Origin of the sequence: Actinoplanes sp. NPDC049599 (assembly GCF_044465625.1) — a bacterium.
GTDB lineage: Bacteria > Actinomycetota > Actinomycetes > Mycobacteriales > Micromonosporaceae > Actinoplanes.
Genome location: NZ_JBITLX010000013.1, coordinates 151,801 through 175,828, shown reverse-complemented (window position 1 = coordinate 175,828; position 24,028 = coordinate 151,801). Strand labels below are relative to the sequence as shown.

Annotated in this window: 29 protein-coding genes; 16 read left to right on the top strand and 13 right to left on the bottom strand. The window is 71.5% G+C overall.

Going from position 1 to position 24,028, the window contains the following annotated elements; translation table 11 throughout:
- Positions 1 to 631: 631 nt before the first annotated feature.
- The 7 genes from ACIBQZ_RS23495 to ACIBQZ_RS23465 all read right to left on the bottom strand — a co-directional run bounded on the left by ACIBQZ_RS23495 (position 632) and on the right by ACIBQZ_RS23465 (position 4,815).
- Positions 632 to 835, bottom strand: a complete 204-nt coding sequence (locus tag ACIBQZ_RS23495) for a cold-shock protein (RefSeq protein WP_007458127.1) — start codon at positions 833 to 835, stop codon at positions 632 to 634.
- Positions 836 to 1,099: 264 nt separating this feature from the next.
- Positions 1,100 to 1,372, bottom strand: a complete 273-nt coding sequence (locus tag ACIBQZ_RS23490) for a DUF4235 domain-containing protein (protein ID WP_396090898.1) — start codon at positions 1,370 to 1,372, stop codon at positions 1,100 to 1,102.
- Entirely contained in the window at positions 1,369 to 1,812 is a 444-nt protein-coding gene (locus ACIBQZ_RS23485; RefSeq protein ID WP_396090897.1) for a DUF3618 domain-containing protein, read from the bottom strand. Before ACIBQZ_RS23485 ends, ACIBQZ_RS23490 begins: the two co-directional genes overlap by 4 nt.
- Positions 1,809 to 2,243, bottom strand: coding sequence for a phage holin family protein (locus ACIBQZ_RS23480; protein ID WP_396090896.1), 435 nt, complete (start codon positions 2,241 to 2,243; stop codon positions 1,809 to 1,811). The genes ACIBQZ_RS23485 and ACIBQZ_RS23480 overlap by 4 nt, the downstream gene beginning before the upstream one ends.
- A 74-nt stretch (positions 2,244 to 2,317) precedes the next feature.
- A complete protein-coding gene (locus tag ACIBQZ_RS23475) occupies positions 2,318 to 3,505 on the bottom strand; it encodes a mechanosensitive ion channel family protein (RefSeq protein WP_396090895.1) in 1,188 nt (395 codons plus the stop codon).
- Between the two features lie 103 nt (positions 3,506 to 3,608).
- Entirely contained in the window at positions 3,609 to 4,430 is an 822-nt protein-coding gene (locus ACIBQZ_RS23470) for a DUF1206 domain-containing protein (protein WP_396090894.1), read from the bottom strand.
- A gap of 61 nt (positions 4,431 to 4,491) precedes the next feature.
- Positions 4,492 to 4,815, bottom strand: coding sequence for a hypothetical protein (locus tag ACIBQZ_RS23465; protein ID WP_396090893.1), 324 nt, complete (start codon positions 4,813 to 4,815; stop codon positions 4,492 to 4,494).
- A 45-nt stretch (positions 4,816 to 4,860) separates the two neighbouring features.
- Between ACIBQZ_RS23465 and ACIBQZ_RS23460 the strand changes: the two genes are divergently transcribed.
- Positions 4,861 to 5,142 (top strand): GNAT family N-acetyltransferase, encoded by a 282-nt coding sequence (locus ACIBQZ_RS23460; RefSeq protein WP_396090892.1) that lies wholly within the window; start codon positions 4,861 to 4,863, stop codon positions 5,140 to 5,142.
- Between the two features lie 3 nt (positions 5,143 to 5,145).
- On the opposite strand, the gene ACIBQZ_RS23455 is transcribed toward ACIBQZ_RS23460, so the two are convergent.
- Entirely contained in the window at positions 5,146 to 6,717 is a 1,572-nt protein-coding gene (locus ACIBQZ_RS23455; protein ID WP_396090891.1) for a glycoside hydrolase family 3 protein, read from the bottom strand.
- A 179-nt stretch (positions 6,718 to 6,896) separates the two neighbouring features.
- On the opposite strand from ACIBQZ_RS23455, the gene ACIBQZ_RS23450 reads away from it, so the two are divergent.
- From ACIBQZ_RS23450 to ACIBQZ_RS23410, 9 genes are all read left to right on the top strand, one after another.
- Positions 6,897 to 7,019 carry a hypothetical protein gene (locus ACIBQZ_RS23450; RefSeq protein ID WP_396090890.1) on the top strand — a complete coding sequence of 41 codons (123 nt, stop codon included), beginning with the start codon at positions 6,897 to 6,899 and terminating at the stop codon, positions 7,017 to 7,019.
- 18 nt (positions 7,020 to 7,037) lie between these two features.
- Positions 7,038 to 7,988, top strand: a complete 951-nt coding sequence (locus tag ACIBQZ_RS23445; RefSeq protein WP_396090889.1) for a TIGR03557 family F420-dependent LLM class oxidoreductase — start codon at positions 7,038 to 7,040, stop codon at positions 7,986 to 7,988.
- Positions 7,989 to 8,027: 39 nt separating this feature from the next.
- Complete coding sequence (locus ACIBQZ_RS23440) at positions 8,028 to 9,713, top strand: RecQ family ATP-dependent DNA helicase (RefSeq protein ID WP_396090888.1); 1,686 nt, start codon at positions 8,028 to 8,030, stop codon at positions 9,711 to 9,713.
- A 10-nt stretch (positions 9,714 to 9,723) separates the two neighbouring features.
- A complete protein-coding gene (locus tag ACIBQZ_RS23435) occupies positions 9,724 to 10,227 on the top strand; it encodes a hypothetical protein (RefSeq protein ID WP_396090887.1) in 504 nt (167 codons plus the stop codon).
- Between the two features lie 63 nt (positions 10,228 to 10,290).
- Positions 10,291 to 11,136, top strand: a complete 846-nt coding sequence (locus ACIBQZ_RS23430; RefSeq protein ID WP_396090886.1) for a helix-turn-helix domain-containing protein — start codon at positions 10,291 to 10,293, stop codon at positions 11,134 to 11,136.
- Positions 11,133 to 11,534, top strand: a complete 402-nt coding sequence (locus ACIBQZ_RS23425) for a VOC family protein (RefSeq protein ID WP_396090885.1) — start codon at positions 11,133 to 11,135, stop codon at positions 11,532 to 11,534. Before ACIBQZ_RS23430 ends, ACIBQZ_RS23425 begins: the two co-directional genes overlap by 4 nt.
- Positions 11,535 to 11,778: 244 nt before the next feature.
- Complete coding sequence (locus ACIBQZ_RS23420; RefSeq protein ID WP_396090884.1) at positions 11,779 to 12,060, top strand: hypothetical protein; 282 nt, start codon at positions 11,779 to 11,781, stop codon at positions 12,058 to 12,060.
- A gap of 77 nt (positions 12,061 to 12,137) precedes the next feature.
- Positions 12,138 to 12,605 (top strand): RNA polymerase sigma factor, encoded by a 468-nt coding sequence (locus tag ACIBQZ_RS23415; RefSeq protein ID WP_396090883.1) that lies wholly within the window; start codon positions 12,138 to 12,140, stop codon positions 12,603 to 12,605.
- Positions 12,602 to 14,488, top strand: coding sequence for an EAL domain-containing protein (locus ACIBQZ_RS23410; protein ID WP_396090882.1), 1,887 nt, complete (start codon positions 12,602 to 12,604; stop codon positions 14,486 to 14,488). Before ACIBQZ_RS23415 ends, ACIBQZ_RS23410 begins: the two co-directional genes overlap by 4 nt.
- 176 nt (positions 14,489 to 14,664) lie before the next feature.
- On the opposite strand, the gene ACIBQZ_RS23405 is transcribed toward ACIBQZ_RS23410, so the two are convergent.
- Positions 14,665 to 15,870: a glycosyltransferase gene (locus ACIBQZ_RS23405; protein ID WP_396090881.1), complete on the bottom strand. Its 1,206-nt coding sequence runs from the start codon at positions 15,868 to 15,870 to the stop codon at positions 14,665 to 14,667.
- Positions 15,871 to 15,988: 118 nt separating this feature from the next.
- Here ACIBQZ_RS23405 and ACIBQZ_RS23400 point away from each other — a divergent pair, with 118 nt between their 5' ends.
- Entirely contained in the window at positions 15,989 to 16,444 is a 456-nt protein-coding gene (locus ACIBQZ_RS23400; protein ID WP_396090880.1) for an SRPBCC family protein, read from the top strand.
- Positions 16,441 to 17,445, top strand: a complete 1,005-nt coding sequence (locus ACIBQZ_RS23395) for an SDR family oxidoreductase (protein ID WP_396090879.1) — start codon at positions 16,441 to 16,443, stop codon at positions 17,443 to 17,445. Before ACIBQZ_RS23400 ends, ACIBQZ_RS23395 begins: the two co-directional genes overlap by 4 nt.
- Positions 17,446 to 17,448: 3 nt before the next feature.
- Here the strand turns inward: ACIBQZ_RS23395 and ACIBQZ_RS23390 are convergent, their stop codons facing one another.
- The gene (locus ACIBQZ_RS23390; RefSeq protein ID WP_396090878.1) at positions 17,449 to 19,038 is read right to left on the bottom strand and encodes a phytoene desaturase family protein; all 1,590 of its coding nucleotides are present in this window, start codon (positions 19,036 to 19,038) and stop codon (positions 17,449 to 17,451) included.
- 106 nt (positions 19,039 to 19,144) lie between these two features.
- Between ACIBQZ_RS23390 and ACIBQZ_RS23385 the strand changes: the two genes are divergently transcribed.
- Together ACIBQZ_RS23385 and ACIBQZ_RS23380 are read left to right on the top strand one after the other, a co-directional pair.
- Positions 19,145 to 20,155 carry a YihY/virulence factor BrkB family protein gene (locus tag ACIBQZ_RS23385; protein WP_396090877.1) on the top strand — a complete coding sequence of 337 codons (1,011 nt, stop codon included), beginning with the start codon at positions 19,145 to 19,147 and terminating at the stop codon, positions 20,153 to 20,155.
- A 47-nt stretch (positions 20,156 to 20,202) separates the two neighbouring features.
- Positions 20,203 to 20,667 (top strand): SRPBCC family protein, encoded by a 465-nt coding sequence (locus ACIBQZ_RS23380; protein ID WP_396090876.1) that lies wholly within the window; start codon positions 20,203 to 20,205, stop codon positions 20,665 to 20,667.
- Positions 20,668 to 20,719: 52 nt separating this feature from the next.
- Here the strand turns inward: ACIBQZ_RS23380 and ACIBQZ_RS23375 are convergent, their stop codons facing one another.
- Entirely contained in the window at positions 20,720 to 21,427 is a 708-nt protein-coding gene (locus tag ACIBQZ_RS23375) for a hypothetical protein (protein ID WP_396090875.1), read from the bottom strand.
- Between the two features lie 118 nt (positions 21,428 to 21,545).
- Between ACIBQZ_RS23375 and ACIBQZ_RS23370 the strand changes: the two genes are divergently transcribed.
- A complete protein-coding gene (locus ACIBQZ_RS23370; protein WP_396090874.1) occupies positions 21,546 to 21,743 on the top strand; it encodes a hypothetical protein in 198 nt (65 codons plus the stop codon).
- 27 nt (positions 21,744 to 21,770) lie between these two features.
- On the opposite strand, the gene ACIBQZ_RS23365 is transcribed toward ACIBQZ_RS23370, so the two are convergent.
- On the bottom strand, positions 21,771 to 22,196 hold the full coding sequence (locus tag ACIBQZ_RS23365; RefSeq protein WP_396090873.1) for a hypothetical protein: 426 nt from the start codon (positions 22,194 to 22,196) through the stop codon (positions 21,771 to 21,773).
- 115 nt (positions 22,197 to 22,311) lie between these two features.
- Between ACIBQZ_RS23365 and ACIBQZ_RS23360 the strand changes: the two genes are divergently transcribed.
- Complete coding sequence (locus tag ACIBQZ_RS23360; RefSeq protein WP_396090872.1) at positions 22,312 to 22,659, top strand: DUF6401 family natural product biosynthesis protein; 348 nt, start codon at positions 22,312 to 22,314, stop codon at positions 22,657 to 22,659.
- Positions 22,660 to 22,738: 79 nt separating this feature from the next.
- Here ACIBQZ_RS23360 and ACIBQZ_RS23355 read toward each other — a convergent pair whose 3' ends face one another.
- Entirely contained in the window at positions 22,739 to 23,929 is a 1,191-nt protein-coding gene (locus ACIBQZ_RS23355; RefSeq protein ID WP_396090871.1) for a hypothetical protein, read from the bottom strand.
- Positions 23,930 to 24,028 lie beyond the last annotated feature (99 nt).

The window sequence follows — 24,028 nt, the reverse complement described above, 5'->3', positions numbered from 1 at the left end:
CAGTAGTTGAGGGCAACGGACCCGCCCGGGGGGCAAAAAGGGGTTGAATGTGCGATTTGCACATCAGTAGTGGCTCATCGCCCCGGCGTGATCAATTGCCCTACCGATGGCCAGTAGCGCTATGGGCGGCGGCGCACTGCAGCCAGCAGGACGCAGGCCGGACAATGAGCGCCGGGCCACAGGCGCCAGTGCGCCCGGCCGCAGGCACCGAACCGCATGCGCCACGGATACCGCGGGCTACAGGCGCCGAGCCGCAGACGCCGGGCGGGGTCCGGGCTCCGGACGGCGAGCCGCAGACGCCGGGCGGGGTCCGGGCTCCGGACGGCGAGCCGCAGACGCCGGGCGGGGTCCGGGCGGCGGGCGCTGGCCGGGCGGCAGACGCCGGGCGCTGGGCGCTGGGCCGGGCGGCAGACGCCGGGCGGCAGACGCCGGGCGGCAGACGCCGGGCGCTGGGCGCTGAACCGGCGCCGACCGGCAACCCTCCGGCGCGACCCCCAGCTGCGACCTCGAACCATGCCGACCCGACCCGAGGACAGAAAAACCCCGCATCCCTCGAAGCTGGGATGCGGGGTCACTCAGGCTGATCTCCGCCAGGCGATCAGCGGCCGACGTCGCCGCCGGCTGGATGGTCTCAGAGCGGGCGAACCTGCTCCGCCTGCGGGCCCTTCTGGCCCTGGGCGATCTCGAACTCGACCCGCTGGTTCTCTTCCAGACTGCGGTAGCCGCTCGTCTGGATGGCCGAGAAGTGGACGAACACGTCAGCACCCCCGCCATCGACGGTGATAAAGCCGAAGCCCTTGTCTGCGTTGAACCACTTCACGGTTCCCTGCGCCATGCTGAACTCTCCTTCTGAAAATGCCGGCCCGGTGATGCGGGGCCGATGGTCGTCTCCGCGTAAGCGGCCGCCGCGAGGGGCGACGTTTCAGAAGGACGAGCCTCTGAACCACGTACACAAAAACTGGCCACACTGTACCCGAAGAACCAGCCCGAAAGCTGCCCCTCAGGCGAATCCCGTCGACTCCGACAGAACCGCAAAAGGCCTTCGACACCGCTTGAGCGGCGCCGAAGGCCTAGACCAACGTCTATGTACGCGGGCGGATCAGTCCGGCCATTCGCCGGTGATCTTGCGAACGCCCGCGGCGCCGCCCCGATCGACGAGCGCTTTCACCGTCGCGAAGATGGCACCCTGCAATGCCGCCGCGGCGATGATCTCGCCCCAGCCGCGGTCCTCGTCGGTGGCGTTCGGGGCGTCGTCGTCGCCGGAGGCGATCTTCCAGAGCTCCTTGAAGACGAAGCCCGCGATGGCGCCCGCGCCGATGCCCAGCAGCAGGCCGACCGGCTTGTACGCCACCTTCTGCAGCTTCTTGCTCACTTACGCCTCCCGCGGACGATCAGGATGATGCCCACCAGCGCGACACCGGCCGCGAGCACGGCGGCGAACGGGACCGGGTTGCGCCGCACCTGGGTGCGCGCCTCCTGGGCCTTGTCCAGCACGCCCGACTCCTTGACCTTCTCCAGCGCGCCGGACTCCTTGACCTTGTCACCGGCCTGCGCGGTGGCGGTGCGGACCTTCTCGGAGGCGGCACCGACCGCGGCGGCCGCGACCTCGCGGACCTTGCCGGTGGCGTCGTGCACCTGCGCCCGGGCCTTCTGCTTGGTCAGCTCGACCTGCTCCTTGGCCCGGGCCTTGACGTCCGCCTTGGCCGCGAGGGCCTGGACCGTCTCACCGAGCTCGGCGCGGGTCTGTTTGATGTCCTCGCGCAGGGCTGCCACATCGGGCTTGCCCCCGGTGGACCCGTTCTTGTCTGTCATGCCCGGCTCCTGCTCCTGATCGCGTGCTTGACCTCGTCCACGTCCGCCTTCGCGCTGGCGATGGCGTCGCTGGGCTCCGGAGGGACAGCCTTGGTGACCTGCTTCTTGCCGAGCAGCGCCAGCACACCGGCCCCGGCGAACAGCACCACGGTGATGATCAGCGCGGCCAGCCACAGCGCCAGGAACAGGTCGAGGACGATGATCAGCGTGGCGAACAGCGCGCCGACGCCGTACAGGGCCAGCACCCCGCCGCCGCCGAACAGTCCCACCCCGATGCCGGCGTGCTTGCCTTTCTCGGCGAGCTCCGCCTTAGCGAGGGCGATCTCATCCTTGACCAGGCGAGAGATCTGCTCGCTCGCCTTCTGTACCAATTCCGAGGTGGACTGGTCGGTCCCCGGACGGACCGGGCTACCGTTCAGGACATCGGCCATGGTGTCCTCCTTTCCCAATGAAGCCACTATGCCCTGCGCAGGGCCCCGTCAATCCTCGCCTTTCCGGGCGGGAATTACTGCCGCATACCGGACGCGGCGGGAGTGATCTGCTCGTCGGGGCCGCTGAAGGCCACCGCGCGCTCGTCGCCGTCGCCCGCTCCGCTGAAGACCCGGGCGTCCTCGCCGGCCTCCGCCTCGCCGGCCGGCCGGTGCGCGACCGCCGGCGCGGGGGCGTGCTCCCCCTGCGCCACGTCGGCGCGCAGCCGCGGCAGCGAGTCCCGCCGGTGCTCGAAGACCCAGGCCACCAGGCGCTCGCGCACCAGGCAGCGCAGGTCCCACAGGGAACCGGCGTCGTGCGCGCTGACCAGGGCGCGGAGCCGGATCATGCCGCCGGTCGCCTCGGTCACCTGCAGGACGCAGACCCGGCCGTCCCACAGCTCGGTGCCCTCGCAGACGGCGCGCAGCTCGGCGCGCATCGGCTCGACCGGCGCCGACCAGTCCACGTCGATCTCCGCGGTGCCCAGCACCGCGGAGCCGGTCCGGGTCCAGTTCTGGAACGGCTTGGTGGTGAAGTACGAGGTCGGCAGGATCAGCCGGCGGTCGTCCCAGATCTGCACCGCGACATATGTCAGGGTCAGCTCCTCGATCCGGCCCCACTCCCCCTCGACGACCACCACGTCGTCGATGCGGACCGCGTCGCTGAAGGCGAGCTGCAGGCCGGCGATGAGGTTGCCCAGCGTGCTCTGCGCGGCCAGCGCGGCGATGACGCTGATCAGGCCGGCCGAGGCGAGCAGGCTGGCGCCGAGTGCGCGCACGTCCGGGAAGGTCATCAGCATGACCCCGGCGGTCAGCACCACGATGCCGGCGACCGTGACCCGGCGCAGCATCACCACCTGGGTCTTGACCCGGCGGGCCTTCATGTTGTCCGGCACGTCGACCCGCCAGCGGGCCAGCGCGACGTCCTCCAGCACCAGCAGCAGCGCGGCGACCAGCCAGGCGATGGCCGCTATCACCAGCAGCACCAGCGCGTGCAGCACCCCGGCCCGGCCGGGGAAGGGACCGGCGAAGCCGCGGACGGCCTGCTGCACGGCGAAGACGGTGACGGTGGCCAGGAACGGCTTGTGCGCCGTGGCCGCCAGGTCGGTGAGCAGGGGCGAGCGCCGGCCGAGTCGTTTGACGACCCAGTGCACGGCCTCGACGAGAACAACGGCGGAGCCCGCCGCGATCACGACGGCGAGCAGGGCTGCGAGCAGGCTGGTCACGGATTCCCTCTCCAGATCTCAGGGTTTCGTCGCCAGCGCTCCAGCATGCCCTGCCCGCCTGTGCGAACCACGCCGTACCACCCGGTTCACGGCTTGGTGTGCGTCACACCTTGCGGTAGCGCGCCTGCGAGAAGCAGTAGACCCCGAAGGCGGCGATGCCCAGGGCGACCAGGCCCAGCAGCCACGGACCGTACGACTGCTCGGCGAGCAGGCGCAGCGCGGCGTCGAGCCCGCGGGCCTTCTCCGGATCGTAGGTCACGGCCGCGGCCACGATCAGGCCACCGGCGATCGCATAGGCGACACCCTTGGCGGAGTAGCCGGCGACGCCGAGGCGGCGGGTGGTCTTGCGCACGGTCGGGTTCATCTGCTGGGTGTTGAGGTGCTTCTCGAACTTCTTCGTCACGCCGTAGACGACCAGGCCGATGCCGACGCCGACCACCACGAGGCCGATCAGCCCGACGAGCCAGCGACCGCCGGTGTTGGACATCAGGCTGGAGGCGCCCTTCTCCTGGCTGTCGCCGGTCGAGGCGTTCGCTCCCTGCAGCACCTTGACGGCGATCCAGGCGAACGACAGGTAGATGACGGTCCGGGCGCCGGAGACGACCCGCTCGGCGATCGCCTCCTTGTCCTGCGGGCCGCTCTCGCCGATCGCGGCCTCGAAGGCCTGCCAGACCGCCAGGGCGATCATGCCGATGACCGCGATGACAAGCATGGTCTTACCGAACGGCTTGCCGGCCAGGCTCTGCAGGGCGCCGGACTGGTCGCTCTCGCCCTTGGAGTCGCCGAGTGCCACCTGCAGCGCGAGCCAGGCGAAGAGCAGGTGGATGACGCCGTAGACGATGAATCCGCCGCGGGCGAGGTATTCGAGGGGTTTGCTGTCGGCAGCACGCGATGCGGTGCTCCGGGCTTGCTGGGTGGCAGACATGTCGTCCAGATTGACCTGGGACAACATTTTTGAAACCTGCCACCCGTGCCACCCGGGGGTGCTAGCGGGAGACCACGAAGCCCACGTTGTCCGCGGTGATGCTGTCCAGCGAGACCTGCAGGCCACCGACGTTCACGGCCTGCTGCCCCTTGGTCAGCTGGACCTCCTCGCCGGCCACCTCGAGGGTGACCGTGTTGGCGTCCGCGCTGACGAACTTGGCCTCCACGCCGAGCACGCTGGCGCTCGCGCTGGTGCTGCGTTCCAGGGTCACGGTGCACTGGTCCAGGCCGCAGTCGACGTTGTCGCTGCTGCACCCGGACAGCAGGGTCAGACCGAGGACGGCAGAGGTGAACAGGGCGGCGATACGCGGTGCTGCGGTGTTCATCACCCGATCAACAGTACGGGCTGCGAGCCACCCTAGGCTGGCACCATGGACGTCACCGTGCAGGACAACCCCGAGCGCCGGCGTTTTGAGATCCGGCTGGACGGCGAGGTCGCCGGGTTCGCCGACTACCGGATGCGCGACGGCGCCGTGGTGATCGTGCACAGCGAGGTGGACCGCGCACACCGTGGCAAGGGCCTGGGCGGCGTGCTGGCGAAGCAGACCCTGGACACCCTGCGCGAGCGCGCCGAGCAGGTCGTGCCCGCCTGCCCGTTCTTCGCGCAGTACGTCGCGGACCACCCCGAGTACGACGACATCGTCGTCAAATGACGCTCAGGCCGCCAGCGCCTGCGCGGCCGGCACCGAGCTGCCGGCGATGATCTCGGCGGCTGCCTGACCGCAGGCCCGGGTGGCCCCGTAGGTCGCCAGGTGCACCCCGCCGCTGACCGTGACCGGCACGCCCATCTCCACCACGATCGCGTCCGGGCGGGCCGCCAGCGTGCGCCGCAGCGCGTCGGCGATCCACGGGTGCCGGTGCACGTCCCGCACCACCAGCACCAGCGGCCGGCCGTCGGCGCCGGCCAGGATCGGGGCGGCCGGGTCGGGCAGCCCGGTCAGGTCGTCGGCACCGAGCCGCACCGCGGTGGTGCCGGGCAGCAGCAGCCCCAGCGGCGCGCCCACACCCCACGGCGTCTCGGCGCCGATGGCGATGTTGCGCGGCGGGGTGAACTCGACCACGTGCGCCGGGCCGGTCAGCGGCAGCGCGGGGGCGGCCACGGTGGTGGTGATCTTGACAGCGCGCCGGGCGGCGGCCTGGCCGACCACCGAGCCGCCGATGACGGCGACCTCGTGCGCCACGGCGCCGGCGGCGTCAGCGACGGCGCGCGCGCCGATCGCGGTCTGCCGCTCCACCGTCCAGGCGGCGAGCTTGCGGACCCGCGCGGCGGCGTCGCGCAGCCGTTCCTCGCTCAGCTCGCCGCTGCGCACGGCGGCCACGATGGCGTCCCGCAGCCGCAGCGCGGTGCGCTCGTCGGCGTGGTCGCCGCCGACGCAGATGGCGTCGGCGCCGGCGGCCAGCGCCCGCACGGTCGCCCCTTCGAGCCCGTACGTGCGGCGCACGCCCTGCATCTCGATGCCGTCGGTGACGATCAGGCCCTGGAAGCCGAGCTCCTCGCGGAGCAGCCCGGTGAGGATCCGCCGGCTCAGCGTGGCGGGCAGCTCCGGGTCGTACGCGGGGACCAGCAGGTGCCCGGTCATGATCGACTGCACGCCCGCGGCGATGGCCGCGCGGAACGGCACCAGCTCGACCTCGGCGAGCCGCTCCCGGCTGCGGTCGATCACCGGTACGGCGTGATGCGAGTCGACAGCGGTGTCGCCGTGCCCCGGGAAATGCTTGGCACAGGCGGCGACGCCGGCCTCCTGCAGGCCACCGATCCAGGCCGCGCCGTGCCGGGCCACCAGGCCGGGCTCGGCGCCGAACGCCCGTACCCCGATGATCGGGTTGTCCGGGTTGCTGTTGACGTCGGTGTCCGGGGCGTAGTCCAGGGTGATGCCCGCGTGGGCCAGCTCGAGCCCCAGGTCCCGGGCGACGGCGTGGGTCAGCTCGGGGTCGTCGATCGCGCCCAGGCCCAGGTTGCCGGGCCGGGAGCTGCCGTGCCGGGACTCGAAGCGGGTGACGTCGCCGGCCTCCTCGTCGATGGCCACGATGACGTCGGGCCGCTCGGCGCGCAGCTGCGCGGTCAGCGCCGCGACCTGCGCGGGTGTCTCGACGTTGCGGGCGAACAGCGCGACGCCGCCCAGCCCTTCCGCAAGCCGGCGACGGACCCAGTCGGGCACGGTGGTGCCCTCGAACCCGGGCTGTAACACCGTCGCGGCGAGATCTGGCAAATCGCCATGATTCGGCATGTGTCCGCGTACCTCCGGTGACGACGAATACGCGCTCAGCGAGCACGTCCCCCAACGTGATCGACCGACAACCGTCATGGGCGCGGCGACGACCTATGGTCACCCAGTTCCGCGCTTTAGTCAACAAACCTTTCTATTAAGCCATCTTAAAGTGTTGACGGCCCGCTAGGATCCGAACGGTGCGAACACTGGCAGCATCCGGAGTGGACTGGTCCGAGGTGCACGCGGTCAAGCTGCTCGGCATCGCGCTGGGCGCGCTGATCCTGCTCTGGGCCATCAGACGGATGTTCGGCGGCAAATAACCGGGGTATCCGCCCGTCATGCGCATCGGATATTTCCTTTCCAGCGAGGAGTACACCCCGGCCGAGCTCATCGAGCAGGCCAAGGGCGCGGAGCGAGCCGGCTTCGCGGCCCTGTGGATCTCCGACCACTACCACCCGTGGGTCGACGCCCAGGGCCAGAGCCCGTTCGTCTGGTCCACCATCGGCGCCCTCAGCCAGGTCTGCTCGCTGCCGATCACCACGGCGGTGACCTGCCCGACCGTCCGCATCCACCCGGCGGTGATCGCTCAGGCCGCCGCGACCAGCGCGGTGCTGACCGGCGGGAAGTTCCGGCTCGGCATCGGCACCGGCGAGGCGCTCAACGAGCACATCTTCGGCGACGCCTGGCCCGAGGCCGAGGTCCGGCTGGAGATGCTGGAGGAGGCCGTCGAGATCATGCGGGAGCTGTGGAAGGGCGGCGTGGTCTCGCACCGCGGCAAGCACTACACCGTGGAGAACGCCCGGATCTACACGCTGCCCGAGCGGCCGGTCGAGATCCTCATGTCGGGCTTCGGGCCCAAGGCGACCTCGGTGGCCGCCCGCATCGCCGAGGGTTACATCAGCACCATGCCCGACGGTGAGCTGGTCAACCAGTTCCGGACGGAGGGCGGCGGCAAACGTACCTGTCAGGCGGGTTTCAAGGCTGCCTTCGCCGGCAGCGAGGAGGAGGGGGCCCGGATCGCGTACGAGAACTGGCCCAACGCCGGCGTGCCCGGCGAGCTCTCCCAGGTCCTGCCCTCGCCCAAGCACTTCGAGCAGGCGGCACAGCTGGTCACCCAGGACATGGTCAAGGCGGCGTTCGTCTGCGGCAACGATCCGGCCGCGCACCTGGAGATGATCGACAAGTACGCCCAGGCCGGCTTCGACGAGGTCTACGTCGCGAACACCGGGCCGCACTTCCAGGGCCTGTTCGACCTCTACGCCGAGCACGTGCTGCCGAAGGTCCACTAGCGTTTGCGCGCCGCGGCGGTGGGGCACAATGGCCGCTCGATGAAGCTACCCGTGTACGGCCCCCGCCTGCGCAAGGTCGCCCGCAAGCATTTCGGCTGGCCCTCCCTGCGCCCCGGCCAGTTCAAGCCCATGCGGGCTGTGCTGCGCCGCCGCGACGCCCTCGTCGTCCTGCCCACCGGCGCCGGCAAGTCGGCGATCTACCAGATCCCGGCGGTCCTGCTGCCGGGGCCGACCGTGGTGATCTCACCGCTGCTGGCCCTGCAGCAGGACCAGATCCTGGCCCTCAACGACCGCGACGACCCGGCGATCCGCGCCGTGCGGGTCAGCTCCGCGGAGACCCCGAACCAGCAGCGCGAGGCGATCCGGGAGATCAAGGAAGGCCGGGCGGAGTTCCTCTTCATCACCCCGGAGCAGCTCAGCAACCCGGAGCGGCTGGCCGAGGTGCGGGCGCTCAAGCCCGGCCTGGTCGCCATCGACGAGGCGCACTGCATCTCCATCTGGGGCAACGACTTCCGCCCGGAGTTCCTCTCCCTCGGATACCTGATCAAGGAACTCGGCCGGCCGCCGGTGCTGGCGCTGACCGCGACCGCCTCGCCGCCGATCCGCGAGGACATCATCAACCGGCTGGGCCTGCACAAGCCGGAGATCCACGTCTCCGGCCTGGACCGGGCCAACCTCTTCCTCGAGGTCGCCTACTGCCCGGACGAGGACTACCGCTGGCGCCGGCTCACCGCGCTGCTGGACGAGGCCAAGCCCCCGGGCATCGTCTACGTCGCCACCCGGCGCGCCGCCGAGGAACTCGCCGAGCGGCTCACCACGGCCGGCTACAACGCCGCGTTCTACCACGGCGGCATGGCCGGCGGCGCCCGCGAGCAGGCCCACGAGGACTTCCTCGCCGACCGGGTCGACATCATGGTGGCCACCTCGGCGTTCGGCATGGGCATCGACAAGGCCAACATCCGCTGGGTCGCGCACGTGGCCCTGCCCGACTCCCCGGACAGCTACTTCCAGGAGATCGGCCGGATGGGCCGCGACGGCGAGCCGAGCCGGGCGCTGCTGCTGTGGCGCGCCGAGGACGAGGCCATCCAGCGCTTCTTCGCCGGCGGTTCGCCGGACGTCAAGGAGCTCCGCGACCTGGCCGCCGCGCTGCGGGCCGGGCCCGCCACCAAGACCGCGCTCAAGGAGCGGACCGGCTTCGGCCCGCGCAAGCTCGGCCAACTGCTGGGCCTGCTCGAACAGGTCGGCGCGGCGGTCGCGGGCAGCACCAACAAGTGGACGGTCCCGGTCTTCGCCCCGCTGCCGGCCGCGGCGGCCGAGGCCGCCGTCGCCGAGCACGAGCGCCAGCAGGTGGTGCAGCGCTCCCGCACCGACATGATGCGGGGGTACGCGCAGAGCAACGCCTGCCGCTCGCAGACCCTGCTGGCGTACTTCGGCGAGGACCTGGCCAAGCGGTGCGGGCACTGCGACAACTGCGTCGACGGGGTGGCCGAGGAGACCGAGGAGGAGACCGGCGACGAGCCGTTCGCCGTGCACAGCACGGTGCGGCACGCCGAGTGGGGTCCCGGCATGGTGATGGGGTACGAGGAGGATCGCATGACCGTGCTGTTCGAGGAGGTCGGCTACAAGACCCTCTCGGTGCCGGTCGTCCAGGAGAACGCGCTGCTGGTCGCTGTGCCTACCCGCGGCGGAAAACCCCAGAAAAACCTCGTTGTGAAGAAGAAATGAGTGAGATTTCGTGACCGACGAACCGTTGTACGCCACGTTCGGGTTCACCGACGCCGAATGGGGGCTGCTGGTCGGCCTCCCGCAGTCGGTGCTGACCGCCGCGAGCGTGGCGACCCACGACAGTGCCCGCAGGACCCGTGCCGAGACGGCCGCCGGGCTCGACCGGATCGCCGACGCGCGCGCCTCGGCCAGCCCGCTGGTCACCGCGGTCGCCCGGGCCGTGCTGGACCAGACCGGCGACCCGGACCGCGGCGAGGAACTGCCGGCCATCGAGCCGGCCGACCCGGTGGGTTACGCCCACGACGTCCTCGGCCGCGCCGCTGAGGCGAACGCGCTGCTGGCGGCCAAGGCCGACGCGGCGGACGCGGAGACCTACAAGCACTGGCTGGTGGAGATCGCCGAGAGCGTGGTCGGCGCGGCGTCCAGCGGCGGGGTGCTGGGGATCGGCGGCGACGTCGTGACCGACAACGAGCGCGACTTCCGGGACACCCTGGCCAAGGCCCTGTCGGACTGACCCGCTCCGGGGCCGGGTCGCGCCGGGCGGCGCACCCGGGCCCGGCGGTGGGATGCTCGGGGCATGGTGACGGACGAGTCCGCCTGGGCGCGACCGGCGGCGGCGCTGCGGCCGTACGTCGCGCACTATGCGGGCTGGCGGCAGCACGGGGTGCCGGCGGTGACCCACCGCGGGCTGCCGTCGCCGTACCTCACGCTCGTGCTGACCCTCGACGACCCGCTCGTGGTGTACGCGCACCCGGACCGCCGCCAGCCGCCGGGCCGCTACGACGCGCTGGTCGGCGGGCTGCACCTGGCCCCGGCCCTGATCGCACACGGCGGCCGGCAGTCCGGCGTCCAGGTCGCCGTGCACCCGCTGGGCTGCCGCACGCTGTTCGGCCTGCCCGCGGGCGAACTGGCCGGCCTGGACCTCGAACTGGCCGACCTGCTCGGCGCCGCCGGCGTCGAACGGCTGCGCGCCCGGCTGCTGGCGGCGCCCACCTGGCCGGCCCGGTTCGCGGCCCTGGACACCGCGCTGACCGACCTGGCCCGGAGCCACGACGCCGAGGTGCACCCGGAGGTCGCGTACGCGTTCCGCCGGCTGCTGTCCACCGGCGGCCGGCTGCCGGTCCGCGAGCTGGCCGGCGAGACCGGCTGGAGCCCACGCCACCTCACCGACCGGTTCCGGCTGGAGACCGGCCTGCGCGTCAAGGAGGCGGCCCGGGTGATCCGCTTCGACCGGGCCCGCCGGCGGCTGACCCCGGCCACCCCGCTGGCCACGGTGGCCGCCGACGCCGGCTACTACGACCAGGCCCACCTGACCCGCGAGTTCCGGGCGCTGGCCGGCTGCTCCCCGACCCGCTGGCTCGCCGACGAGTTCAGTTTTGTCCAAGACGGCACCGCCCCGCCCGGCGCATCATCGGCGCCATGACAACTCCGCAACCCCAGGTCTGGCCCACCCTGTCGGCCACCGACGCCCGGGCCCTGATCACCTTCCTGGTCGACGCGTTCGGCTTCGTCACCCTCGCCGTGCACGGCGAGGGCGACGAGATCACCCACGCCGAACTGGCCTGGCCGCCGGGCGGCGGCATCATGCTCGGCTCCTACCGCCCGGACCGGGTCTGGTCGCTGCGCCCGGGCACCTTCGGCGCGTACGCGGTGACCGACGACCCGGACGGCCTGCACGACCGGGCGGTCAAGGCGGGCGCGACAATCGTCCAGGAACTGACCGACACCGACTACGGCTCCCGCGACTTCATCGCCCGCGACCCGGAGGGCAACCTGTGGTCGTTCGGCACCTACCGCGGCGCGCCGCGGCCGGCCGGATAGCACAGCTCGACCGCGCCAATTCTGTTGCTCCGCCGGACCCACGGCTGTTCGCGTTGACGGGAGGCAACCCACGCGTTACTCACGGTAGCCACCCTCGTCGTCGGCAGGAAGTTGCGGACATAGATATGTGCACTTGAGGCGCGTGATCAATGATCATGTCGAAAATTAGTCACCGTTTCGGGGCTTACAGACAGTCGCCTTCGCGGAGTTATATGCGGAAGCGAAGTGCCCTGAAGGGACAGACATGATCGACATGAACGAGTGGGTGGCGGCCGGCGCCGGGCTGCTGGGGACGGCCGTGGCCGCCCTCAACGGGGGCCGCTTGCTTCGGACCCACCTTCGGCATCGCACCCAGGTGCAACTGGAGCGAGAACGCTCCACCCGAAGCATCGCGCGGACGACGAGGCTCGCCCAGGTCTTCAACCATCCACACGCGAGAGTGCGGGTAGTGGAACGCGATGGAGACGGCGAGCGGCTGATCGAGATCGGTGCGCCTGCCGCCACCGGAGAGACGGCAGCCCGATGACGTCCGCCTCAGCGCTTCAGCCGGATGACGGAAATGGGTACCGCCGAGCCGACCGCAGCGCGTCACTGGACAGCTTTGTGACCCAGAACTACTCACGGCTGCTGAAGTTCCTCCTGCGCCAGTGCTTCGATCAGCACCTCGCTGAAGACGCACTGCACGAAGCGTTGATCGTGACGATGCACAAATGGGAGATCGTGTCCAAGCACGAGAGACCGCTCTACTGGGTCCGCCGCACCGCATGGCACAAGCTGCTCACCCTGGACGACAAGCAGAAGTGGAAGGACACCGTCCCGCTCGAGTCCATCCCGGAGGAACCCGCCGAGCCCACCGGCTCGCAGGAGGCCGAGATGGTGCTGCGATTCCTGCTCCGCCAACTACCCCTGCAGCAGCGGGCCGTCCTGGCCCTGATGGTCGAAGGGGACACCGACGATCAGATCGCGCTGCAACTGGGCCTGGCGATCACGACGGTTCGAACGTACAAGTGCGAAGTGCGCAAGAAGTATCGCAGTCTGTACCGCTCCGGCGATGAAGGGAGCCCGGCATGAATCTCGACGACTTGGTCATGCTGGCGGCCCTGGACGAACCCACTCCGCTGGAGCACGCACGGGCGCGTCGCGCCATGCGGCGCATCCACGAGGATCACGAACGCCGGCTGAGCGAAGGTGCGGAGATCCTCAGCGACGTTGACCTGCTTGACCCGCTGAGTGACGAGATCACGGAGGCCAAGCGGATAGGGCGCGCCGCGGAACTCCGCAAGCGCGGCGCTATCGTCTGGGACTCGAACACGCGGAGGCTGGACTGGTCGGACGAGATGTCACGGATCTTCGGTCTCGCTCCGGTCGAAGCCCGCAAGTCGCTCACCAGCCTGTTCGCCCTCATCCACCCCACGCATCGGGCAGCGGTTCGTAGACGGCTCCGGGCCGCCTGGCGCAACCAGTCCGCCGTCGACTTCGTCTGCCGGATCGTCGTGCGAGATGGATCCACAAGGTACGTCGAGGTTCTGCTCGAAGTGCTCACCGATCGCCTCGGCCGGCCTACCGGCATCATCGGCACCGGCCACGACGCCACTGCAACCCACAAGCGGCTGCAGGATGACAGGCGACGAGAGGTACGCGCCAGCAGCGTTCAGAAGGATCTGACCGAAGTGGATCCGGTCACCGGACTGCTGAGCCGCAAGGCCTTCGCCGATGAGGTAGGCCGAGCCCTGCGGGCCGGGACCGGCACCCTCCTGGTGATCTCCGCTCCGCCCTACATTCGGCTCAGCACAGACGCGGACACCGACCGCGACGACTGGTTCAGCACGGCCGCAGCCAACCTGGTCCGTGACATCGCGGGTCCGGACCCGTGTGGACAACTCGCCCGCCACGAATTCGGTGTCCTGATGCCATACACGACGTTGGAGACGGCCACCCCGAAAGCGGAGCGGGTGATCAGCAGTCTTCGCGAGACCCGTTTCATGGCCGGTTGCGGGCGCCTGGACGCCTTCGGCGGCCTGGTCCACTACGACTACCGGTTCCCGACGGCGAGCATCGAGCTGCTGCTCGACGCCGAGACTGCGTGGCGCCGGGCCAAGCACGAGGACCGGCCGCTGTACGTTCTGCGAAAGCCGCCATCAGCGGAGGAACGCGGTGAGATCTGCCGGGCCGGCATCCGAAACGCGGTCAAATACGGCCGTTTTGCCCTCTACGTGCAGCCGTTGCGTGACCTGGAACTGAACCGGACCACCCGACACGAAATCCTGCTACGGGTTCTCGACGACGTCGGCCGTCCGGTGCCGCCGACCGCGTTCCTGGACCTCGCCGAACACGTCGATGAGATCCTCGCGGTCGACAAGTGGGTGATCAACCAAGCGCTGCGGCTGATCGGCCAGGGCCCCCAGACATCGCACTACCAGATCAACATTTCCGGACGCTCGCTCGCAGATCCGCTGCTCCTCCATCACCTCCGCGACGCCGTCGAGCGATATGAGGTCGACCCGGAGAACCTGACGATTGAGATCACGGAGACTGCCGCCATCGGCAATCTGTCCGTCGCGCGCCGGTTCGCTGACGGCGTCCGGCAGTTGGGCTGCCAGCTGGCACTGGACGACTTCGGCACGGGCAACACACCGCTGGGCTTCCTGACCAAGCTGCCGGTCGACCTCGTCAAGATCGACGGCAGCTTCATCCACGGGCTGCCCGACTCCGAGCCGCTCCAAGCGGTCGTCGAGGGTCTGGTGCAGATGTGCCGGAAGCTGGGAATTCTGACCGCTGCGGAATACGTGCAGGACGACGCCACCCTGGACCTCCTGCGCGAGTACGGTGTCGACTTCGCACAGGGGTTTCACATCGGCGAGCCGGAACAACTCGCCACCGTTCGACGACCCACCCGATCCATCGAGTTGGAGCTGCCGTTGGCCACCATCCTCCATCAACGTGACGCGGTGTAGCAGCCGATTGATGCCCGACGGGTGTCGCCCGTCGGAAGCCGAGCAGGCCGCGCGCGTAGGCGGCGGCCACGACGCGCCGCGCGACGCACTCGACGGTGGTGGTCTTACCGGCGCCGTTCGGGCCGAGGATCTCGCCGGCCCACCGGTCACCCGATCGGTGGACCCGTGGTCACGCCTCAGACTGCGGGTGCCTCGGCGCCGGCCTCGCTGGGCTTGCGGCCGGCGACCGCCGAGTAGACCGAGCCGACCTGGGCGGCCACCCGCTTCCACGAGTACGCCTGGCGGGCCCGGTCCAGCGCCGCCGTCGCGTACGCGAAGCGGCGCACCTTGTCGTTGACCAGCCGGCGCAGCGCGCCGCCCAGCGCCCGTGGGTCGCGGGCCGGCACCAGGTCGCCGGTGAGGCCGTCGACGACGGTCTCGTTGATGCCGCCGACCGAGGTGCCGATCACCGGCAGGCCGCAGGCCATCGCCTCCAGCGGGGCCAGCTCGAACTGCTCCTGCCAGGGCGCGGCGACCAGCAGGTCGGCCGAGCGGTACCAGCGGGGCATGTCGGCGCTGGGCACGCCGCCGACCAGCCGGACCCGGTCGGCGACCTGGTAGTGCTCGGCCAGCGCGCGCAGCTTCTTCGCCTGCGGGTCGTCGGCGAGCTGGGCCGCGGACGGGCCGCCCACCACTACGTACTCGGCGCCGGGCAGGTAGCGCATGGCCTGGATGACGTCGCCGTAGCCCTTGCGCTCGACCAGCCGGCCGACCGAGAGGATCCGGGGCCGCTCCGGGTTGCGCTCGGCGACCGGGCCGTCCGGGGTGAACCGGTCGCTGTCGACGCCGGCGGGCACCACGGTCAGCTGGGTGCGGGGCACGCCGATCCGGACCAGCCCGCGCAGCTCGTTCTGGGTCTGCGCGACCACCCGGTCGACCGCCCGGCCCAGCGCCCGCTCGTAGCCGGCCCGCGACGGACCCGTGCCGGCCGGCTCGGCCGCGCCGAGCTCGTGGAACGACTGCACGACCGGGATGCCCACCTGCCGGGCCGCGGTGACGGCGGCCAGGCCGCTGGTCCAGAAGTGGGCGTGCGCGACCTCGGGCAGCCAGTCGGCGTCGCGCCACTCGGTGCGCAGCCACTGGGCGAAGTCCCCCATGTGCGACAGCAGCCGCTCGGACGGCAGCGTCAGGGCGGGGCCGGCCGGCACGTGGACGACGTGCACACCCTCGCTCATCTTGACGACGGCGGGCAGGTGCGGATCGTCCCGGCGGGTGTAGACGCGAACCTCGTGCCCCAGCTCGGCCAGAGCGGTCGACAATTCGGCGACGTGGCGGTGTTGCACGCCGGTGTTTTCCCTGGTGGTGAGCGGGCTCGCGTGCTCGGAGATCATCGCGATACGCACGGGGTCCTCCTCCGACAGCTTGATTCCGGGAGAAGACCGGAGTTGAGGCTGTGATACGCGGCGAGACATGCCCGTCACCCAAAAGCGTAAACATGCTGGTGCCGGGTATGGGAGCCGCGTGGCTATCGTGCAGCGTACCGTCCAGGCGTCCCCTCAGCAGATCTTCGCCGTGCTCGCCGACGGCTGGACCTACAGCGACTGGGTGGTCGGCACCGTCCACATCCGGGAGGTCGACGAGCATTGGCCGCGGGTGGGCGCCGAGCTGCACCACAAGGCCGGTCCCTGGCCGCTCTCCCTGCAGGACAGCTCGACCGTGCTGGCCGTCGAGCAGGACCGGCTGCTGAAGCTGCGCGCCGGTCTCTGGCCGCTCGGCTCGGCCGTCGTCGAGCTGGTGCTGGACCCGCAGCCCGGCGGCGGCACCCGGATCACCATGAAAGAGGACTTCGAGGCGGGCCCGCTGCGCTGGGCCCGTAACAAGATCAACGATCTGGTGCTGCACCGGCGCAACATCGAGTCGCTGCGCCGGCTGACCGACATCGTGCTGCGCTCGGCGAAGAACGGGGTGCGCCGATGAGCCAGGTCGTCGTGATCACCGGCGCCAGCGCCGGGGTGGGCCGGGCGGTCACCGCCGCGTACGCGGCCCGGGGCGCCAGGCTCGCCCTGATCGCGCGCGGCCGGGCCGGTCTGGAGGGCGCCTCGCTGGAGGCCCGGGCGGCTGGCGCCGCCGACGTCCGTACCTTCCAGGTGGACGTGGCCGACGCGGAGGCGGTGCAGGAGGTCGCGGACGAGATCGCCCGGGACTGGGGCGGCATCGACGTGTGGATCAACGACGCGATGGTGTCGGTCTTCGCGCCGGCCTGGGAGATCACCCCGGCCGAGTACCGCCGGGTCACCGAGGTCAACTTCCTCGGCACCGTGCACGGCACGCTGGCGGCGCTGCGGCACATGCGCCGGGCCGGGCACGGCGCGATCGTGCAGATCGGCTCCGCGCTGGCCTACCGGGGCATCCCGTTGCAGGCGCCGTACTGCGCGACCAAGCACGCCGTCCAGGGCTTCAACGACTCGCTGCGGGCCGAGCTGCTGCATGACGGCGACCGGGTGAAGCTGTCCATGGTGCAGCTGCCGGCGGTCAACACGCCGCAGTTCTCCTGGGTCCGCACCCGGCTGCCCCGGCACCCGCAGCCGGTGCCGCCGATCTACCAGCCCGAGGTGGTGGCCCGGGCCGTGCTCTGGGTTGCCGACCACGGCAAGCGCGAGATCAACGTGGGCGGCCCGACGCTGAAGACCCGGCTGGGCAACATGGTCGCGCCGGGCCTGCTGGACCGGTACCTGGCCCGCGACCAGCAGGGCTACCAGGGCCAGCAGACCGGCGACCGGATCGACCCGGCCACCTGGCAGGACAACGTCGACAAGCCGGTCGACGAGGACCGCGACCTCGGCGCCCACGGCGTGTTCGACGCCCGGGCCCGGACCAGCTCGTTCGCCCTCTGGGCGGCGATGCACAAGCCGCTGGTCACGAGCCTCGTCGGCGCGGGGCTGGGCGTCGCGGCGACGGCCCTGCTGCGCCGCCGCTGACGCTCAGCGGTAGATCGCCTTGTGCGCGGCGCCGACCGCGGCCTGGTAGAGCTTGCCGGTCAGCAGCCGGTCGCGGGCCAGGGCGGCGCGGGCCGCGTTCGCCCCCGGCGCGCCGTGCACCCCGCCGCCCGGGTGCGCGGACGCGCTGGCCAGGAACAGCCGGTCCACCGGCGTGTCCGCCCGGCCCAGCCCGGGGATCGGGCGCAGGAACAGCTGCTGGAACGCGGCCGCCGTGCCGCCGCCCAGGGCGCCGCCGACCAGCGACGGGTTCTCACGTTCCAGGTCGGCCGGGGAGAAGACGTTGCGGCCCACGACCATCCGGCCGAAGCCCGGCGCGTGTTCCTCCAGGACCGCCTCGATCCGCTGGACGTGGGCGGCGATCTCGTCCGGCGCCCAGTGCTTGCGGTGCGGCAGGTGGGTGTACGCCCACACCGACTCGGTACCCTCCGGCGAGTGCGCCGGGTCCGCGGTGGTCATCTGGCCCAGCAGCAGGAACGGGTCCGGTGGCATCTCGTCGACGGCGAGGTGGGCCGCGTACCGGGTCAGGCCGTTGAGGTCGGCGCCCAGGTGCACCGTGCCGGAGCCGGCCGCCGCCGGGTTCTTCCACGGGACCTTGCCGTTGACCGCCCAGTCGACCTTGACCGTGGCCCCGTCCCAGCGGAAGAACTCCAGGTCCTCGGCGAACCGGGAGGGCAGCCAGCGCGCGCCGACCAGGTCGAGGTAGAGCGCGGGGGCCGGGACGTCGGCGAGCACCGCCCGGCGGGCGCGCCAGTTGCGGCCGTCGGCTGTCCGTACCCCCATCGCCTTGCCCCGGGCCACCAGGATCCGGGTCACCGGGGTGTCGTAGGTGATCCGGCCGCCGCGCGCCACCAGGCGGGCGACCAGCGCGGACGTGATCTGCTGGGCGCCGCCGACCGGGACCGGCCAGCCGTACTCCTGGCCGAGCATGGCCAGCAGCCAGCCGTAGACCCCGCCGCCCGCCTCCTCCGGCGAGAGGTCGGTGTGCAGCGCGCAGCCGGCCAGCGCGAGCTGGGCGCCCTCGCCCCGGAACAGCTCCGAGCCCAGCTCCCGCACCGACAGCACGAGCCGGCGGGCCAGCCGCAGCGCGCCGCCGACCTGGAGCCGGCGGGCCAGGTCGAGCCCGGAGCGGACCGGCGGGAACGGCGTGAACAGCACGTCGAGCATGTGCGGGGAGACCTCGCGCCAGTCGTCGTACGCGTGCCGCCAGCGCTCCCCGTCACCCGGCGCGAACTGTTCCATCGACGCCATGGTGGTCTCGAGGTCGCGGTTGACCGTGGCCGCCCGGCCGTCCGGCAGCAGATGGGTCAGCACGTCGGGCGCGTGTGTCCAGCTCAGCCCGTGGTCATCGAGCGCCAGGCCGCGCATCACCGGGGAGGCGTAGCCGAGCGGATAGAACGAGCTGAACAGGTCGCTCAGATAGCCGGGAGCCGTCACGTACCCGGAGCGCACCGCCCCGCCCGGCTGGGGGGTCGCCTCCAGCACCTCGACACTCCAGCCGGCGTCGGCGAGCAGGTTCGCCGCCACCAGCCCGTTGTGCCCCGCTCCGATGACTATCGCGTCCGCACGTTCCACGTCACCCGCCGCCTCTCGTCGCGCTCCGCCTACCCCGCCGAGTTTGTCGCAAACAACGCGCGGGTAGTGCTCCGAGCGCACGCCGTGACGGATGAGGAGCCCGACCATGACAGCCGCCACGGCCCGCACCGAGACCGAGCCGCTGCCCACCGGCTTCCGCCAGCTGCACTGGTCGACCTGGCGCGGGGTGCTGTGGCGCAGCGCCAACGGCTTCCTCGACGACGACTGCAGCGACCTGGCCGCGGCCCTGACCTACAACGCGGTGCTGGCTATCTTCCCGGTCGGGATCGTGGTGGTCGCCCTGGTCAACCTGGTGACCGACGGGCGCACCGCGGTCAACACGGTGGTCGGCATCCTCAAGGACCTCGGCGCCGGCTCGGTGGTGGCGGAGAAGAGCTTCACCGACCTGCTGGACGCGATCATCGTGCAGCAGAGCTCCGCCAAGGTGCTGCTCAGCTTCGGCCTGCTCGGCGCCCTGTGGTCGGCGTCCAACTACATCGGCGTCTTCACCCGGGCCTCCAACCGCATCTACAGCGTGCGCGAGGGCCGGCCCTGGTGGAAGCTGCGCCCGTTGCAGCTGCTGGTCAGCGCGGTCGCGCTGGTGCTGATGGCGGTCGTGGCGGCCGGGCTGGTGATCAGCGGGCCGCTGGTGGACGCGGTCGGCAACGCCCTGCACGCCGGCGACGCCGCCAAGCTCGCCTACTCGGTCGGCCGCTGGCCGGTGCTGGTGCTGATCCTGATGCTGCTGCTGTCGGTGCTGTTCTGGATCGCGCCCAACGTCCGGCAGCCGCGGTTCCGCTGGATCACCCTGGGCGGCATCGTGGCGCTGCTGGCCTGGGCGCTCGCGTCCTTCGGCTTCGGCCTGTACGTGGCCAACTTCGGCTCGTACGACAAGACGTACGGCAGCCTCGGCGCGGTCATCGCCTTCCTGGTCTGGATCTACCTGTCCAACTCCGCGCTCATGCTCGGCGTCGAGATCAACGCCGAGGTGCAGCGGGGCCGCCAGCTGCAGGCCGGCGACCCGGACCCGGACCCGCCGCTGCCGCCGCGTGAGGAGCCTGACGACGACAAGAAGGACGCTCCCGGTTTAGCCCCGGAGCCGTCGGGCACCACTTGAGGAGCACCACAGCAAGGCGGGGCAACAAACAGCGAAGGGGAATCACCGTGAGTACAGTCACCGAGTCCGTTGACGTCAAGGTCCCGGTAACCACCGCGTACAACCAGTGGACCCAGTTCGAGGAGTTCCCGCGTTTCATGAGCGGGGTGGACGAGATCAAGCAGCTCGACCCCACCACGACGCACTGGAAGACCAACATCGACGGTGTGAAGCGTGAGTTCGACGCCAAGATCACCGAGCAGCTCCCGGACGAGCGGGTCGCCTGGACCTCGATCGAGGGCTCCAAGCAGGCCGGCGTCGTGACGTTCCACCGTCTCGACGACACCACCACCCGGGTCACCTGCCAGATGGACTTCGAGCCGCAGGGCGTGGCGGAGACGGCCGGCGACAAGCTCGGCTTCCTCGACCGCCAGGTCAAGGGCGACATGAAGCGGTTCAAGGAGTACATCGAGAGCCGTGGCGGCGTCGAGACCGGCGCCTGGCGCGGCCAGGTGGACCGCCCCGGGGCGTGACCGCCTGATCCGAACGGCCGCCGGTTCCCCGGCGGCCGTTCTGCTGTCCGGGTCAGCCCCAGACGGTCACGCTGCCCACCGGCGAGGCGACCAGCACGGCGTACCGGTTCGGCGCCCGGCCCCAGCCGGCCGGGGCCAGCAGGGTTCCCGCGTCCGCCCGGGACCGGCCGGTCCACGGGACGGCGACCAGGTCCGCGCCGCCGCGCAGGTGCAGGCGCAGCGGCGTACCCGGGGGCAGCGCCACCGCCACCTCGCCCACGCCGCCCGCGACGATGATCGGCACCGTGCCGCGGGGCGGCGGCAGCCGCATGCTGACCAGGCCGGTGCCGGAACCGAGCTCGAGGCGGTCCAGCCGGCCGGCGGCCAGGTCCAGGTGCTGCTCCCCGGCGCCCGCCGGGAGCCGGATGTCCCAGCGCACCGCCCGGTTCAGCAGGATCTCCACGGTGTCCGGGCCGTCCGCGCCGGTCGGGCGCAGGCCGAGGCTGACCCGGCCGGGGGCGCCGGTGATCGCCGGCGCCAGCCCGGAATCGGCGGGGGTGCTGATCCGGTAGAGCAGTCCCGGCAGGTCCGCCAGGCGCACGTCGACCCGCGACGCGGCGTCCCGGACGATCAGAAAAGCCCCGGTACGGCCGTGCAACGCGCCCGCCTGCACATGCCGCTGCGGCTCGTCCGGGGCGGGCACCTGCCGGGCCCCGAGCCGGGTCTCCGGGCCGCAACCGGCACCCGAAAGCACCACGATCAGGGCAGTGAGCAGCGACAACACGGAACGCGTACGGTTCGTGGAACGATCATGACGCTGCGCAGTAGGCACCATCGGACAACCCGAGATCGGCCGAAAGGGTGACGGCGAAGGCCCCAAATCGGGCAACAATATCCGGATGCGTTCAGCCGGTTTTCTGTCCGAGCGTCAGCGCCGCCTCGCGTGGGTGGGTTTTCTGCTCGCCGCGTTCCAGGCCCCTGCCGCCGCCCAGCTCATCGACGACGCCTCCTGGCTCTTCGCCGTGGTGGTCGCTCTCCTCGTCGCCGCGGTGATCATCGCCGACGACGCCCAACGCCGCCGGCCGGCCTCGGAGTAGGCCCGGCGCGCCGCGCGCGACCCACGATCAGCGGGCCTCGTGGCCCGCCCGGCCGTGGGTACGCCGGCGTTCCTTCAGCTCGGCCTCGTAGAGGTGGCGCCGCCCGCCGGCCAGGTCGTCGCGGGCGTCGCGCTCCAGCGCGCGGAACTCGGCGTAATAGCCGTCGTCGAACTCCTCGACCAGCTGGAACGTCCAGTGCCCCGGCACCACGTTGCGGCCGATCAGCTCCTGTTCGATCCGCTGGGCGAGCTCGGGGTGCCCGGCCTGCATGAACAGCGAGACAGCCGCGTCGAGCTTGAAGTCGGCCTCGCCGACCAGCTGGTGCAGCGAGTACAGGTGGCCGCGGACCCGCTCGACGGTCTCCAGGGCCTCGCTGAGCTTGCCGAGCGCCTCGACCGTGCCGTCGTCCAGCCCGGCGGGCCGCCGGTGTGCGCTGTCCGAGCCGTCCCTCATCCGCGTCTCCCTCGCCTCGTAGTCCGGTTTCTCCCTTCCCCGCCGGCGCCGGTTCAACCGAGCTGCACCGATCGGAGACACCGTTGGCTACCCCGGGCTCCCTAACGTCTATCTCATGAATGGCCTGTTCAGCGGCGCTGCCGCCCGTGCTGCCCTGCGTTCCGCCCACGCCTGCCTCGAGGAGCTGATGTCGTCCGTCGGCACCACCGGCCTCGCGGCCGCGACGCAGTCCCCGGGACTGCTCGCCACCGTCGACCAGCACATCGCCGGCATCCGCGACAGCCTGTCGTCGGACGTCCGCCCGCTGACGCCGGTCATCCTCGCGGCGTACGCCGAGGGGGTCCGCGACGCGGCCTTCAAGCACGGCTGGCGTCCGCCGGCGGACCCGATCGACTGGACCGACAACGACTGGGTGCTCACCCGCCTGCTGGCGGTGTGCTCGCTCGCCCGCACCCTGCCCTGACCACTCGCTGACAGGCCACACCGACCACTGCGGGGCCGGTACCGGATCTTCCGGTGCCGGCCCCCTCTGCCGTCCGCCGTCAGGACTTCCGGCCGTCGTCCGGCCGCGAGCGGATCACCTGGGTCTGCTCGCCCTCGGAGATCGTGACAGTGCTGTCGGAGTCCTGGGCGGGGACGTCCGCTGTGGTCTCGGCCTCGTCACCGGGCGCCGGTTCGCCGGTCTCGGGCGCGGCGGGTGTCGCGGTGTCCTCGGCCGGCTCGGGGTCGTCGAAGCCCGGCACCAGGTGCGGGCGGTCGTCGCTGCCCGGACGCGCCCGCCGCACCGGGATGACCTGGGTCTTCTCCGCGGCCGCCGCGTCCAGCGCCCGCTGCCGCTCGTCCTCCTCGGCCGCCCGCCGCGCCTCGACCCGGGCCGCCTCGGCCGCCGCGGCCTCGCGGGCCTGCCGCGCCGCCTCGTCGACCCGGGCCTGCTCGGCCAGCCGCTCGCGCTCCGCCTCCTCGGCCGCCGCCCGCGCCGCCGCGGCCCGGGCGGCCTCCTCCTCGGCCGCCTTCTGCTCGGCCGCCACCCGGGCGCGTTCCGCCGCGTAGCTGCGCGCGTGCTCGCGGATCGCCGCCGACTCCGTGCTCGCCCGGTCCAGCCAGGTCTCCCAGCGCTGCTGCATCGGCCGGACCAGCCCGCCGCCGACGCCGACGATCACCACCCCGGCGACGGTCGCCAGCACGGCGATCAGCACCGGCTGGGTGACCGCGGTGGCGATCTGCACCTGGTCCAGCGCGGCGATCACACCCAGCGCCACGATCAGCCAGTACGCCGCCTGGGCCAGCACCCGCCCGTACGCCAGGCCGCCGAGCGCGCTGCCGATCAGGTCCCGCACCGCCCCGCCGATCGCCGCGGCGACCACGATGATGACGATCGCCACGAAGGCCCGGGGCAGCCAGCCGATCAGCGCTGTGAGCAGGTCGCTGACCGCGTTCGGGCCCCAGATGCCGAAGGCCAGCTGGAGCGCGAAGAGCAGCACCGCGTAAAAGGCGATCTTGGCGCACAGGTCGCTGGGCTCGACCCGGCCGCCCAGCGCCTTGCCGATGGCGCCGCGCTCGACCGCCCGGTCGAAGCCGATCCGGCGCAGCGTCTTGACCATCACCGTGCGGACCAGCCGGGCCAGCACATAGCCGATGAGCAGGATGGCCAGGAACGCCAGCGCCGTCGGCACGAACAACAACACGGAACGCCACATGTCGCTGAGCGCGTCGCTGAGATCGGTGCCGCTCATCTGCTCTCCCTCGCCGCTCGGTGGCCGGTAGTGATGCGGCCTGCGCCGACCTTAGGACGACCGGCGTCACCGCGCAGTACGGCGGCCGGCCGGGCAAGG

Coding starts and splice junctions, on each gene's coding strand:
- ACIBQZ_RS23455 (WP_396090891.1), bottom strand. CDS start 6,717: ATGCCGAATCATGGCGATTTGCCAGATCTCGCCGCGACGGTGTTACAG.
- ACIBQZ_RS23485 (WP_396090897.1), bottom strand. CDS start 1,812: ATGACAGACAAGAACGGGTCCACCGGGGGCAAGCCCGATGTGGCAGCC.
- ACIBQZ_RS23410 (WP_396090882.1), top strand. CDS start 12,602: ATGAATCTCGACGACTTGGTCATGCTGGCGGCCCTGGACGAACCCACT.
- ACIBQZ_RS23460 (WP_396090892.1), top strand. CDS start 4,861: ATGGACGTCACCGTGCAGGACAACCCCGAGCGCCGGCGTTTTGAGATC.
- ACIBQZ_RS23430 (WP_396090886.1), top strand. CDS start 10,291: ATGGTGACGGACGAGTCCGCCTGGGCGCGACCGGCGGCGGCGCTGCGG.
- ACIBQZ_RS23480 (WP_396090896.1), bottom strand. CDS start 2,243: ATGGCCGATGTCCTGAACGGTAGCCCGGTCCGTCCGGGGACCGACCAG.
- ACIBQZ_RS23365 (WP_396090873.1), bottom strand. CDS start 22,196: ATGAGGGACGGCTCGGACAGCGCACACCGGCGGCCCGCCGGGCTGGAC.
- ACIBQZ_RS23420 (WP_396090884.1), top strand. CDS start 11,779: ATGATCGACATGAACGAGTGGGTGGCGGCCGGCGCCGGGCTGCTGGGG.
- ACIBQZ_RS23385 (WP_396090877.1), top strand. CDS start 19,145: ATGACAGCCGCCACGGCCCGCACCGAGACCGAGCCGCTGCCCACCGGC.
- ACIBQZ_RS23355 (WP_396090871.1), bottom strand. CDS start 23,929: ATGAGCGGCACCGATCTCAGCGACGCGCTCAGCGACATGTGGCGTTCC.
- ACIBQZ_RS23465 (WP_396090893.1), bottom strand. CDS start 4,815: ATGAACACCGCAGCACCGCGTATCGCCGCCCTGTTCACCTCTGCCGTC.
- ACIBQZ_RS23445 (WP_396090889.1), top strand. CDS start 7,038: ATGCGCATCGGATATTTCCTTTCCAGCGAGGAGTACACCCCGGCCGAG.
- ACIBQZ_RS23470 (WP_396090894.1), bottom strand. CDS start 4,430: ATGTCTGCCACCCAGCAAGCCCGGAGCACCGCATCGCGTGCTGCCGAC.
- ACIBQZ_RS23425 (WP_396090885.1), top strand. CDS start 11,133: ATGACAACTCCGCAACCCCAGGTCTGGCCCACCCTGTCGGCCACCGAC.
- ACIBQZ_RS23360 (WP_396090872.1), top strand. CDS start 22,312: ATGAATGGCCTGTTCAGCGGCGCTGCCGCCCGTGCTGCCCTGCGTTCC.
- ACIBQZ_RS23370 (WP_396090874.1), top strand. CDS start 21,546: ATGCGTTCAGCCGGTTTTCTGTCCGAGCGTCAGCGCCGCCTCGCGTGG.
- ACIBQZ_RS23495 (WP_007458127.1), bottom strand. CDS start 835: ATGGCGCAGGGAACCGTGAAGTGGTTCAACGCAGACAAGGGCTTCGGC.
- ACIBQZ_RS23440 (WP_396090888.1), top strand. CDS start 8,028: ATGAAGCTACCCGTGTACGGCCCCCGCCTGCGCAAGGTCGCCCGCAAG.
- ACIBQZ_RS23395 (WP_396090879.1), top strand. CDS start 16,441: ATGAGCCAGGTCGTCGTGATCACCGGCGCCAGCGCCGGGGTGGGCCGG.